The 12,618-nt window shown below is 63.8% G+C and carries 11 protein-coding genes; 8 read left to right on the top strand and 3 right to left on the bottom strand.

Going from position 1 to position 12,618, the window contains the following annotated elements; translation table 11 throughout:
• Positions 1-24 precede the first annotated feature (24 nt).
• Positions 25-1,581, bottom strand: a complete 1,557-nt coding sequence (locus AYM40_RS10995; RefSeq protein ID WP_063496258.1) for a protein adenylyltransferase SelO — start codon at positions 1,579-1,581, stop codon at positions 25-27.
• A 258-nt stretch (positions 1,582-1,839) separates the two neighbouring features.
• Between AYM40_RS10995 and AYM40_RS10990 the strand changes: the two genes are divergently transcribed.
• The 3 genes from AYM40_RS10990 to AYM40_RS10980 all read left to right on the top strand — a co-directional run bounded on the left by AYM40_RS10990 (position 1,840) and on the right by AYM40_RS10980 (position 7,088).
• Entirely contained in the window at positions 1,840-3,525 is a 1,686-nt protein-coding gene (locus AYM40_RS10990) for a 3-(methylthio)propionyl-CoA ligase (RefSeq protein WP_063496257.1), read from the top strand.
• 142 nt (positions 3,526-3,667) lie between these two features.
• Positions 3,668-5,752 (top strand): 3-hydroxyacyl-CoA dehydrogenase NAD-binding domain-containing protein, encoded by a 2,085-nt coding sequence (locus AYM40_RS10985; RefSeq protein WP_063496256.1) that lies wholly within the window; start codon positions 3,668-3,670, stop codon positions 5,750-5,752.
• A 157-nt stretch (positions 5,753-5,909) separates the two neighbouring features.
• Positions 5,910-7,088, top strand: a complete 1,179-nt coding sequence (locus AYM40_RS10980; protein ID WP_063496255.1) for an acetyl-CoA C-acyltransferase — start codon at positions 5,910-5,912, stop codon at positions 7,086-7,088.
• Between the two features lie 43 nt (positions 7,089-7,131).
• On the opposite strand, the gene AYM40_RS10975 is transcribed toward AYM40_RS10980, so the two are convergent.
• Positions 7,132-7,635: an LEA type 2 family protein gene (locus AYM40_RS10975; protein ID WP_063496254.1), complete on the bottom strand. Its 504-nt coding sequence runs from the start codon at positions 7,633-7,635 to the stop codon at positions 7,132-7,134.
• 184 nt (positions 7,636-7,819) lie between these two features.
• Between AYM40_RS10975 and AYM40_RS10970 the strand changes: the two genes are divergently transcribed.
• The 5 genes from AYM40_RS10970 (at position 7,820) to AYM40_RS10950 (ending at position 11,749) form a co-directional block, all read left to right on the top strand.
• Positions 7,820-8,122 carry a Dabb family protein gene (locus tag AYM40_RS10970; RefSeq protein ID WP_063496253.1) on the top strand — a complete coding sequence of 101 codons (303 nt, stop codon included), beginning with the start codon at positions 7,820-7,822 and terminating at the stop codon, positions 8,120-8,122.
• An 8-nt stretch (positions 8,123-8,130) separates the two neighbouring features.
• Positions 8,131-8,616 carry a PaaI family thioesterase gene (locus AYM40_RS10965; protein WP_063496252.1) on the top strand — a complete coding sequence of 162 codons (486 nt, stop codon included), beginning with the start codon at positions 8,131-8,133 and terminating at the stop codon, positions 8,614-8,616.
• Between the two features lie 115 nt (positions 8,617-8,731).
• A complete protein-coding gene (locus tag AYM40_RS10960; protein ID WP_063496251.1) occupies positions 8,732-9,730 on the top strand; it encodes an NADP-dependent oxidoreductase in 999 nt (332 codons plus the stop codon).
• Between the two features lie 116 nt (positions 9,731-9,846).
• The gene (locus AYM40_RS10955) at positions 9,847-10,728 is read left to right on the top strand and encodes an SDR family oxidoreductase (RefSeq protein WP_063496250.1); all 882 of its coding nucleotides are present in this window, start codon (positions 9,847-9,849) and stop codon (positions 10,726-10,728) included.
• Between the two features lie 61 nt (positions 10,729-10,789).
• Positions 10,790-11,749 (top strand): alpha/beta hydrolase, encoded by a 960-nt coding sequence (locus AYM40_RS10950; RefSeq protein ID WP_063496249.1) that lies wholly within the window; start codon positions 10,790-10,792, stop codon positions 11,747-11,749.
• A gap of 20 nt (positions 11,750-11,769) precedes the next feature.
• On the opposite strand, the gene AYM40_RS10945 is transcribed toward AYM40_RS10950, so the two are convergent.
• Positions 11,770-12,615 carry an NRDE family protein gene (locus tag AYM40_RS10945; protein WP_063496248.1) on the bottom strand — a complete coding sequence of 282 codons (846 nt, stop codon included), beginning with the start codon at positions 12,613-12,615 and terminating at the stop codon, positions 11,770-11,772.
• Between the last annotated feature and the right edge of the window lie 3 nt (positions 12,616-12,618).

Below are 12,618 nucleotides of genomic sequence, written 5' to 3'. Positions count from 1 at the left end.
TCTCGAGATTGTTTTGGGGGCTCGTCACGAAGAGCAACTCACTTCCAGCGAGCTGGCCCAATCCGGCGGCAGCCCCGCATACGCTTCGTGTTCCGGCTGCTCGTCGAACGGACGGCGCAGGACTGCGGCCAGACGCTCCACTTCGGAGAAGTCCTTCTCTTTCGCACGCCGGATTGCCGTTTCCGCCAGATGATTACGAAGTACGAATTTGGGGTTCACACGGTTCATTGCAATGGCGCGCGCGGCGTTGTCGCGTGTTTCTTCGGACAGGCGCGCGCGGTAGTCGTTCACCCACGCATCGAACGCGGCGCGGTCGAGAAACAGGTCGCGCACCGGCGTGTCGCCGCTCGCATCGTGCTTCGAAATGCGCGCCAGATTGCGGAACGTCAGCGTGAAATCCGCACGGTTGGCATGCATCACTTCGAACAGGCGGTTGACCAACGTATCGTCTCCCTCGCGCTCGCTTTCCAGGCCGAGTTTCGCACGCATGCGTTTTTCCAACGCCGGTGCGAAACGCTCTTTGAAGCCGCCGAGCACGCGCTGGGCGTCTTCGATCGCCTTGTCGCCGCGCACGCTTTCGTCATGTTGTTCACCCAATAGCGGCAGCAGGCCTTGCGCGAGGCAAAAGAGATTCCAGTACGCGATCTGTGGCTGCATCTTGTACGCGTAGCGGCCTTGCGAGTCAGAGTGATTGCAGATGTAGCCGGCGTCGAAGCCGTCCATGAAACCGAACGGGCCGTAGTCGATCGTGAGACCGAGGATTGACATGTTGTCGGTATTCATCACGCCGTGGCAGAAACCGACGGCTTGCCATTCGACCATTAGATCGGCCGTCGACATCACCGCTTCATTCAGCAGCGCGAGATACGGATCGTCGGCTTCGCGGCAATGCGGATAGAAGCGTTCGATCACGTGATCGGCGAGCGCGCGCAGCGCATCGACGCGATCGTTCGAATAGAAATGCTCGAAGTGTCCGAAGCGCACGAAACTCGGCGCCACGCGTGTGACGACCGCTGCGGTTTCGACTTCCTCGCGGCGCACCGGCTGGTCGGAGCCGATCACGCACAGCGCGCGCGTGGTTGGAATGCCGAGGTGATGCATCGCCTCCGAACACAGATATTCGCGGATCGACGAACGCAGCACGGCGCGGCCGTCGCCCATGCGCGAATAGGGCGTGCGGCCCGCGCCTTTGAGCTGCAGCTCGAAGCGCTGGCCATTGTGTGCGACTTCGCCGAGACCGAGCGCGCGGCCGTCGCCGAGCTGGCCGGCCCACACGCCGAACTGATGCCCCGAATATACCGACGCATACGGCAGCGCTTCGGAGGGCCATTCACGCGTGGCGTTGCCGGAGAACAGTTCGGCGAAGCCCGGATCATTCTGGAGCCCATGCTCTAAACCGAGCAACGCAGCGGTTGCTTCGGAGAACCCGACCACGTACGGCGCGCTCAGCGGCGCGGCGGGCAGCCGCGTCAGAAATGCGCTGCCGAGGCGCGCAAACGCGCTTTCGGGCAAGGTGACAAGTGCGTTGGAAAGAGCCGACAAAGGCCCGGATAACCCTGCAATGCTTGGGGAAAACGACATGTTGAGCGCCTCTGGATTAACCGATATTGTAAGTCCGCACCCGCGGAACTGCTGGGCGGCCCTTAGCCCAAGGTTTAGCCCGACACGCGCCTGCGTGCCGGGCGTCTCCTGCCGGAGCGCACCGCGCCGTCTCGGAGCACGCCGCGCGGACCCGCCGGAGCGTTTCGCGCGACTCCTTCGCGCGACTCAAGCAGAGCGCCCCGCGCGGCCCCGAACTACAACCCCAATGACGCAAACAAGGCGAGGAGACCTCTCTTTATGACGACGCCGCTGCTTGGACAGATGATGGACGTGCCGCTCACTGTGCCCTCGTTGCTCGCGCATGCCGCGCGGCATTTCGGCGACACCGAGATCGTGTCGCGGCGCATCGAAGGCGACGTGCATCGCTATACCTACCGCGACTGCGAAAAACGCGCGAAGCAGTTGGCGCAGGCGCTGATCGCGCTTGGCGTCGAGCCTGGCGAGCGGGTGGCCACGCTGGCCTGGAACGGCTACCGGCACCTGGAAGCGTATTACGGCACGACGGGCTTCGGCGCTGTGTGCCACACGATCAATCCGCGCCTGTTTACCGACCAGATCGCCTACATCGTCAACCACGCCGACGACGCCTACGTGCTGTTCGACACCACGTTCGCACCACTCGTCGATGCGCTCGCGCCGCAGTGCCCAAAAGTGCGCGGCTGGATCGCACTGGCCGACGAAACCCATCTGCCGAAGATGCAAACGCCGGTGCTGAGCTACGAAACCCTGGTCGAAGCGCAGGATGGCGCTTACGAATGGCCGGCCATCGACGAACGGCAGGCGTCTTACCTCTGCTATACGTCGGGCACCACAGGCAACCCGAAAGGCGCGCTGTACTCACACCGCTCGACCGTGCTGCACGCGTTCGGCGCGTCGCTGCCCGATGCGATGAGTCTGTCCGCGCGCGACTCCGTGCTGCCGGTCGTGCCGATGTTCCATGTGAACGCCTGGGGCATCCCGCACGCCGCGCCACTGACCGGCGCGAAGCTGGTCTTTCCCGGCAAGGATCTCGACGGCAAATCGCTCCATGAGCTAATGGAAAGCGAACGCGTCACGTATTCGGCCGGCGTGCCGACCGTGTGGCTCGGCTTGCTCAACTACCTGCGCGAGGCCGGGGTGCGCTTCTCTTCGCTGAATCGCACGGTGATCGGCGGGTCAGCCTGTCCGCCGGCCATGCTGCGCGCCTTCGAGGACGAGTACGGTGTGCAGGTGATCCATGCATGGGGCATGACGGAAATGTCGCCGCTCGGCACCTTGTCGAAGCTGACGTGGGAGCAGAGTCAGCGTCCGTTGGCAGAGCAGCGCAAACTGCTCGAAAAGCAGGGCCATGCGCTGTACGGCGTCGATATGAAGATCGTCGGCGAAGACGGGCGCGATCTGCCGTGGGACGGGGTGGCATTCGGCGATCTGCACGTGCGCGGCCCCTGGGTGATCGACCGGTATTTCCGCAAGGACGATTCGCCGCTGGTCGATGGCTGGTTCCCGACTGGCGACGTCGCCACCATTGACCGCGACAGCTTCCTGCACATCACGGATCGCTCGAAAGACGTGATCAAGTCCGGCGGCGAGTGGATCAGTTCGATCGACATCGAGAACGTCGCGATCGCGCATCCGGCGGTGGCCGAAGCCGCGTGCATCGCCTGCGCGCATCCGAAGTGGACCGAGCGGCCGCTGCTGGTGGTCGTCAAGCGGGCGGGTTTCGACGTGACGCGCGAAGAACTGCTCGCGTTCTACGACGGCAAGGTCGCCAAATGGTGGATTCCCGACGACGTCGTCTTCGTCGACGAGCTCCCGCATACGGCCACCGGCAAGCTGCAGAAACTCAAACTGCGCGATATCTTTCGCGACCACATCCTGCCGTCCGCGCTCGAAGACGAAAAGGATTGCCTCCTTACTTCGCTTGCCAGGGGAAACCCCATCTAACGATAAATTGAACGAGCGTGCTTTTTTGTGTATTCTGCCTGCTGACTCCGGGAACATCGGAGAGAAAGTCGGTCAACGAGCCGGCTCGATCAACCGGACGGGCGGCGCGTCATGCGCCGCCTCATCGCATGGAGGCTGGCAGATGGCAGTGGACTACACAACTCATGACGGCGTGGCCGTCATCACGCTGAACAATCCCCCCGTAAACGGTCTCGGCCTCTCGACGCGGGCCGGTATCGTCGAAGGGGTCGAGCGCGCGCAGAACGATCCGGCCATCAAGGCGATCGTGCTGACGGGCGCCGGCAAAGCCTTCTCGGGCGGTGCCGATATCACGGAATTCAACACGCCGAAGGCGACCCAGGAGCCGACGCTCGCCACGGTCATCAAAACCGTCGAGTCAAGCGCCAAGCCGGTTATCGCCGCGATTCATAGCGTCGCCATGGGCGGCGGCCTTGAGTTGGCGCTCGGCGCGCATTACCGCATCGCCGCCTCCGGCGCGCAGATCGCGCTGCCGGAAGTGAAGCTCGGCATCCTGCCAGGCGCGGGCGGCACGCAGCGTCTGCCGCGTGCAATCGGTCTTGAAGCCGCGCTCAACATGATCGTCTCGGGTGCGCCGGTAATGTCGGAGAAGCTGGCCGACTCTGGCCTCTTCGACGAAGTCGTGGAGGGCGATCTGGCAGAAGCCGCGCTCGCGTTTGCCCGCAAGGTCGGCGCGAAAGCGGGTCCGCATCCGAAGGTGCGCGACCGCAAGATCGAGCATCCGAATGCTGCCGGTTTCATCCAGTTCGCGCGCAATAGCGTCGCGGCTGTCGCGAAGAATTTCCCGGCGCCGCAGAAATGTATCGACGCAGTGGAAGCGGGCGTGCAGAACGGTTTCGATAAGGGCCTCGCATTCGAACGCGAATGCTTCATCGCGCTCGTGCAGACGCCCGAAAGCCGTGCGCTGCGTCATGCGTTCTTTGGCGAACGCGCGGCGAGCAAGATTCCCGATGTGCCGTCGGACACTGTTGCTCGCGAGATCAGGCAGGTGGCCGTGATCGGCGCCGGCACGATGGGCGGCGGTATCGCGATGAACTTTATCAACGCGGGCATTCCGGTCACGCTGCTGGAAACCAAACAGGAAGCGTTGGACCGCGGCATCGCCACGATCCGCAAGAATTACGAAGCCACCGTCAAGAAAGGCAAGCTCAAGCCCGAAGCGCTGGAACAGCGCATGGCGCTGATCACGCCTACGCTCTCCTACGACAACCTGAAAAACGCCGACCTGATCGTCGAAGCGGTGTTCGAAGAACTCGGCGTCAAGAAGCAGGTATTCAAGCAGCTCGACGAAGTGGCGAAGCCCGGCGCGATCCTCGCATCGAACACGTCCACGCTGGACGTCGACAAGATCGCCGCTTTCACGAAGCGTCCGCAGGACGTGGTCGGCATGCACTTCTTCAGCCCGGCCAACGTGATGAAGCTGCTCGAAGTCGTGCGCGGCAAGGAAACGGCGAAAGACGTGCTCGCCACCGTCATGAAACTCGCCAGGAAGATCAAAAAGACCGCCGTGGTCTCGGGCGTGTGCGACGGCTTCATCGGCAACCGGATGATCGAGCAGTACATCCGTCAAGCGCTCTTCATGCTTGAAGAAGGCGCGTTGCCCGCGCAAGTGGACAAGGCTATCGAGAAGTTCGGCTTCGCGATGGGCCCGTTCCGCATGAGCGATCTGGCGGGCAACGACATCGGCTGGGCGATCCGCAAGCGCCGCTATCAGGAACATCCGGACATGCACTACTCGAAGATCGCCGATCGTCTCTGCGAGATGGGGCGCTTCGGCCAGAAGACCGGTGGCGGCTGGTACGACTACAAGGCGGGCGACCGCACCGCGTATCCGTCGAAAGTGGTCGACGAGATGATCGTGGCGTTCTCGAAGGAAGCCGACGCCGAGCGCCGCAAGATCAGCGACGAGGAAATCGTCGAGCGCCTCGTGTTCGCGCTCGTGAACGAAGGCGCGAAGATTCTCGAGGAAGGCATTGCGTCGAAGGCGTCGGACATCGACATGGTTTATCTGACCGGCTACGGCTTCCCGCTCTATCGCGGCGGTCCGATGCTGTACGCGGATACGGTCGGCCTCTACAACGTCGAGCGTGCGATTCGCCGCTATGCGTCGCGGCCGAATGGCGACGCGTGGCAACTGGCGCCGAGCATCGCGGAGCTGGCGGCGAAGGGCCGTGGGTTCAACGGCTGAATCGCCGCTGCCTGGGCGAAACGAGTGGAATGAGTGAAGTGGGGCGACTGTGCGATCCGCCAGCGCGCCCACCATCAACGTCTGGAAGTACCAGCCAACTTGCATGGGACCGGAGTAAGCGCTAAAGCGCTAACTCCGGTCGACACAGGAGAGATGCATGACTGATGCCGTAATCGTATCGACCGCCCGTACGGGCCTCGCCAAATCATGGCGCGGCGGTTTCAACATGACGCACGGCGCGACGCTAGGCGGCCATGCGACGCAGGCCGCTGTCGAGCGCGCAAAGCTGGACCCGGCGCGCATCGAAGACGTGATCATGGGCTGCGCGAATCCGGAAGGCGCAACGGGCATGAACATCGCGCGCCAGATCGCACTGCGCGCCGGTTTGCCGGTTAGCGTGCCGGGTATGACGGTGAACCGTTTCTGCTCGTCGGGTTTGCAGACCATCGCACTGGCCGCGCAGCGCGTGATCGCCGGTGAGGGCGATGTGTTCGTCGCGGGGGGCGTGGAGTCGATCTCGTGCGTGCAGAACGAGATGAACGACCACATGATGACCGAAGGCTGGCTCAGCAAGAACAAGCCGGAAATCTACTGGTCGATGTTGCAGACCGCAGAGAACGTTGCGAAGCGCTACTCGATCTCGAAGGAGCGTCAGGACGAATACGGCGTGCGCTCGCAACAGCGTGCCGCGGCCGCACTCGAAGCCGGCAAGTTCAAGGACGAGATCGTGCCGCTGACGGTGTTGGCCGGCGTCGCCGACAAAGCGACCGGCCGTCTCTACACGAAGGAAGTGACCGTCAGCGCCGACGAGGGCATTCGTGCCGACACGACGCTCGAAGGCGTGTCGAAGATTCGTACTGCGATGCCGGGCGGCGTGATCACCGCAGGTAATGCGAGCCAGTTTTCGGACGGCGCGTCGGCTTGCGTCGTGATGAACGCGAAAGTCGCGGAGCGCGAAGGTCTGCAACCGCTCGGCATTTTCCGCGGCTTTGCGGTGGCCGGCTGCGAGCCGGACGAGATGGGCATCGGCCCGGTGTTCGCCGTGCCGAAGCTGCTCAAGCAGGCAGGCCTGAAAGTCGAAGATATCGACCTGTGGGAGTTGAACGAAGCGTTTGCGGTGCAGGTGCTGTATTGCGCCGACAAGCTCGGCATTCCGCACGACCGCCTGAACGTGAACGGCGGCGCGATTGCGGTGGGCCATCCGTATGGGGTGTCGGGCGCGCGTTTGACCGGCCATGCGCTGATCGAAGGCAAGCGGCGCGGTGCGAAGCTAGTCGTCGTGACGATGTGTATCGGCGGTGGCCAAGGTGCGGCGGGCCTGTTCGAAGTGGTTTGATCAGGCGCGAATCGGCGGCATCGACTGGCGGCGCAGACCGGGGTCAGGGCAAAGCCATGCCGAGTGCCGGCAGGCTCAACGTGCCTTGATAGACGAAGCGGGTCGTGCCTGTCAGGCCGCCGGCGAGCTTGCCGCGCAAGATGTACGGAATCTGTCCCGCCTGCACGGCGCCCGCAAAGGCGAAAGCCTGGCGAACTGCGGCGAAGGCGGGCACCGTCAACGGCACATTGACGACCGTTTCGCCAAAGCGCGGCACGCTGCCGCTCTGATCGCTGACACCGCTGGCGAACGGCTTGCCGTTCAGTTCGAGATCGAGCGACACGCCGTCGAAGTTGACAGCGGATTCATTGGGATTCTGGATACGCAGTTTGACGTTGAAGCGCATCTCCAGGCCCTGAGCGTCGACCGGTTCGATGCCGGCCACGTTGACGCGCAAAGGGTCGCCGCCGAACAGACCTGCGCAGCCGTTGAGCGTCAGCGTGACGACGGCGAGGATCGCGGCCAGACGGGCGTGACGGCGGGACAGCAGTACGCGAAAGAAGGACATGACCGGCACCTCGAGGGAAGCGGCGTGGATCATGCATTGTAGCGGGCCGTTCTGCGGCGGTAGAGACGTTTCAGGTGGCGCATGCACGAACGCTATAGCGGTTATCATTTGCGATTGCGCGCGTGCGCCGTTTCAGCGGACGCAAAGCCCCAGTTCAATGAATTGACTCGAACAAGGTAATCCCGTGATCCGTCATATTGTGATGTGGAAGCTCAGAGAGCACGCAGAAGGTGCCTCGCGTGCTGAGAACGCCCTGAAGCTGAAGGACAAGCTCGAAGGCTGCCGCGACATCGTTCCCGGCATCCTCAAACTCGAAGTTGGCATCGCGGCAGCGGGCCTCGAATCGACCTATGACATCGTGCTGGTGTCGGACTTTACCGACAAAGCCGCGCTCGACGCCTACCAGGTCCATCCGACGCACACGGCACTAAAGGGCTTCGTGGGTGCGGTGCGCGAATCGCGTGAATGTGTCGACTACGAAATCTGAAATCAGCAATGACCGATTCACCCTCATTTAAAACGGGCAACGCGTCGTTGCCCGAAAGTCCCTTCGCCGACCGGCTTGGCGCGCAACTCGTGTCGGCGGGCGACGGCATCAGCGAAGTCGTGCTGCCGTTGCAGTCCGATCACATGAACGCGTGGGATGTCGCGCACGGCGGCGTGACCATGACGCTCGCCGACGTCGCACTCGCGATGGCCGCGCGCAGTCTGGCCGGCGACGGCGTCGGCGTGGTCACCATCGAGATGAAGGTCAACTTCATGCAACCGGGCCGCGGCGAACTGCGCGCCACCGGCCGCGTGCTGCACCGCTCGACCACCATGGCCTATTGCGAAGGCGAGATCCGCGACAGCGAAGGCCACTTCGTCGCCAAAGCGCTCGGCACCTTCAAATACATGCGGCGTCTCGCCGTGGGCCGCGACGTGACGCAACAGCGTCTGCGCAGCGATCCTTCGGCGAAACCCGGCCCAAGCGACGGCTAATCAGCGGATGACCCGCGCGCGCGTTGAGCGCCTCGCGCGCCGGATCCTGTTGTTGCAAATACCGTTCGTTCAAACTATTCGCCGATCACATCGGTAACCCATGGAGACGATCGTCATGCCCCAGATCAACCGTCAACTCGTGCTGGCTTCGCGTCCGCAAGGCGCTGTCACGCCGGATAACTTCAAGCTCGTCGAAACGCCGCTTGCGCCGCTGGCCGATGGCGAATTGCGCGTGCGCAATCACTTCCTGTCGCTCGATCCGTACATGCGCGGCCGCATGAACGACAGCAAGTCGTATGCGGCGCCGCAGCCGCTGAACGAGGTGATGATCGGCGGCACGGTGGGCGAAGTGGTGGAGTCGAAGAATCCGAAATTCGCGCTCGGCGACAAGGTCGTCGCGATGTTCGGCTGGCAGGAGTACGGCACCTCGAACGGTGCGGGCGTGCAGAAAGTCGACGCTACGCACGTGCCGCTGTCGGCGTATCTCGGCTCGGTCGGCATGCCCGGCGTGACGGCCTGGTATGGCCTGAACAAAATTATCGTACCGAAAGCAGGCGAGACGGTGGTGGTCAGCGCGGCGAGCGGCGCCGTGGGCAGCGTAGTCGGGCAACTGGCGAAGCTGGCCGGCGCGCGCGCGGTCGGCATCGCGGGCGGCGCGGATAAGTGCCGCTACGTGGTCGAGACGCTCGGCTTCGACGCCTGCGTCGACTACAAGGCCGGCAATCTGTATCAGGACCTCAAAGCCGTGACGCCGGATGGCGTCGATGGCTACTTCGAGAACGTCGGCGGCGAAGTGCTCGACGCGACGCTCGCACGCATGAACGCGTTCGGCCGCATTGCGTTGTGTGGATTTATTGCCGGCTACGACGGCCAGCCGCTGCCGCTCAAGTATCCGTCGCTAATGCTCACGCAGCGGTTGCTGGTGCAGGGCTTCATCGTCAGCGAGCATATGGACGTGTGGCCCGAAGCGCTCACGCAACTCGGCACCCTGGTCGCGCAGAAGAAGCTGCAATATCGCGAGACCATCGCGCAAGGGCTCGATGCGACGCCCGAGGCGTTCATCGGTCTCCTGAAGGGCAAGAACTTCGGCAAGCAGCTCGTCAAGCTGATCTGAGCACGGCGGCTGTCGAACCGCGCATGCGGTAGATGTCGATGAAGCCCAGCCGATAAACGTATCGGCTGGCGGCTCTCGGCCGATCATCCCGAGCTGATCAATCCAGGAGAGAAACGATGTTCGAATTCGCCGGCAAGGTGGCGGTGATCACCGGTGCCGCAAGCGGTTTCGGCCGGGCGTTCGCGGAGAAGGGTGCCTCGCTCGGCATGAAGCTCGTGCTCGCCGACGTGAATCCCGAGGCGCTTCTTCAAACCGTCGACGCATTGCGCGCCGGCGGCGCCGAGGCAATCGGCGTGCCGACGGACGTGTCTGACGCCGCCCAGGTCGAAGCGCTCGCGCAAGCGGCGCTCGGCGCCTTCGGCAAGGTGCATCTTCTGTTCAACAACGCGGGCGTGGGCTCGGGCGGCTTCCTCTGGGAAAGCTCGGCGAACGACTGGGCGTGGGTGTTCAACGTCAATGTGATGGGCGTCGCGCACGGCGTGCGCGCCTTCACGCCAATCATGCTGCGGCAGAACGAGCCTGCGCATATCGTCAACACGGCGTCGGTGGCGGGTTTGCTGTCGCCGCCCGCGATGGGCATCTACAACGCCTCGAAGCACGCCGTGGTGTCGCTGACCGAGACGCTCTATCACGACCTGCAACTCGCACAGGCGGCGGGGGGCGGCGAGGTCGGCTGTTCGCTGTTATGTCCGGCCTTCGTGCCGACCGGCATCGCCGACGCGGAACGCGCGCGGCCCGCGGAACTGCGCAACGATAGCGGGCCGACCCGCTCGCAGATCGCCGCCGGCAAACAACTGCAACGCGCGGTGCAATCGGGCAAGCTGAGCGCGGCCGACGTCGCCGACATCACGTTCGAAGCGATTGCCGCGCGGCGCTTTTACATCGTCACGCACCCGGGCATCATGGCGTCGGTGAAACTGCGTCACGAGGATATCGAGCAGTTGCGCAACCCGACTGATCCGATGTCGCTGAAGCCCGAAGTGAAGAATGTGAGCTAGGGGCTGCTTACCCATTTTTTGACCCACTAATTGTCGGCGCCCACGCGCCACCAGAAGCCCAATGCCGCTGAATCCGAAGATCGAGCAGGTGCTCGACATGATCGCGCGCGCGAAACGCCCGCAACTTCACGAGTTGAGCCCGCAAGCGGCGCGAGCGTCCTACGAGAAAAGCGCGCCGATTCTGGAGATCGCGAGCGCGCCCATGTTCGCGGTCGAAGACCTGCAGGTGCCGACGCGCGACGGCGCGACAATTCGCGCGCGTCTTTATCAGCCTGTCGAGCCGAGCTGGGCCGAGCCTGCGCCGGCGGTAGTGTATTACCACGGCGGCGGCTTCACGGTCGGCAGTGTCGATACGCACGATGCGTTGTGCCGGATGTTCGCGCGCGATGGCAAGTGCACGGTGTTGTCGGTCGATTATCGGCTCGCGCCGGAGTACAAATTTCCCACCGCCGTTGACGACGCGTTCGATGCGCTGACCTGGCTGCACGCGCATGCCGCGGAATACGGCGTCGATGCAGAGCGGCTGGCGGTGGGTGGCGATAGCGCGGGCGGCACGCTGGCAACGGTGTGCGCGGTGCTGGCACGCGACGCGGGTATCAAACTCGTGCTGCAATTATTGATCTACCCGGGCGCCACGGGCCATCAGCAAACCGATTCGCACTCGCGCCTCGCCGATGGCTTCCTGCTGTCGGGCGACACGATTCAATGGTTCTTCGAGCAATACGTGCGGGACAAGAGCGACCGCGACGACTGGCGTTTCGCGCCGCTCGACGGTACCCGCGGCGCGCCCGATTTCAGCGGCCTCGCGCCAGGATGGATCGCGACCGCCGAATACGATCCTTTAAGCGACGAGGGTGATGCGTATGCGGAGAAACTGCGTGCGGCGGGCAATCAGGTCACGCTGCAACGCTATCCAGGCATGATTCACGAGTTCTTCAAGATGGGCGGCTACGTGCCCGACGTTGCGCAGGCACATGAGGATGCCGCCGCGGCATTGCGGGCGGCGTTCGGCGTTGAGTAATCGCCGCTGCCCGCGGCTCGTCAGGCAATCTCGCGTTCAACGTTGAACGCAAAACTACGCTCGAAGTCGCCGGGTCGCACGATCCGGTGCGAGCCGTTGTCGTCGCTGCGCTCGGCCGCTGCTACGCTGATGACCTCGCCATGCGCGACCACGCGCACCGCGGTCGTGCCGCGCGTGCCGTACTCCGGCGTTTCGATAAACGCCGCCGACAACACCCGCTCGCGTTCGAGCGGAATGCCGGTGGACGGTAATTCGTCGTCGCGCGCGAGGCGCGGATCGCGCATCAGATCGATCAGGCGTTCGAGCGGCGGCATCGCCTCACGCGTGAGCATGGCGCCTAGTTCCGCGCGCTTTTTAACCAGCTTCGGCCAAGCGGTATCGAGCACCGCGTTCGAGATGCCGTGCGTACCGGGCGTAAGCAGCGTGGGCGCAATGTTCGACCGGTTGCAGTACCACCCGAGTTCACGGCGCGTCCAGTCGCCGATAATCAGATTGAAGCCGTTATAGATATCACCGGTTCGCGCGACATGTTGCAGATAGTCGAGCGGCGTTTCGTGCTGGCCATTGCCCGAGCCGCTTGCGGAGCCGCTGAGCCAATCGCTGACAAGCGTGCCGCGGGTCGGCGCATCGGCGCGCATTTCATGCGGTGCGCGGTAGTTGGTCAGCGCGGCGAAGCGGCCATCGCGCGACATGCCGAGCCACGTGCCGCCACCCAGCAGATCGCGGCCGGCCAGCACGGTCGGCGCGTCATGCCACCAGCTGATCGGCTCGGCGGTACGGCGAAAGAATTCGTCGCGATTCGCGGCGAGCGTGAAGAGCGGTCCGTCGACCGCATCGGGTCGCCAATCGAAGACGATCAGGCACATCGG

It is taken from the genome of Paraburkholderia phytofirmans OLGA172 (assembly GCF_001634365.1).
Lineage (GTDB): Bacteria > Pseudomonadota > Gammaproteobacteria > Burkholderiales > Burkholderiaceae > Paraburkholderia.
Note: the sequence above shows the minus strand (reverse complement) of the source record. Positions and strands in the feature narration are given on the sequence as shown.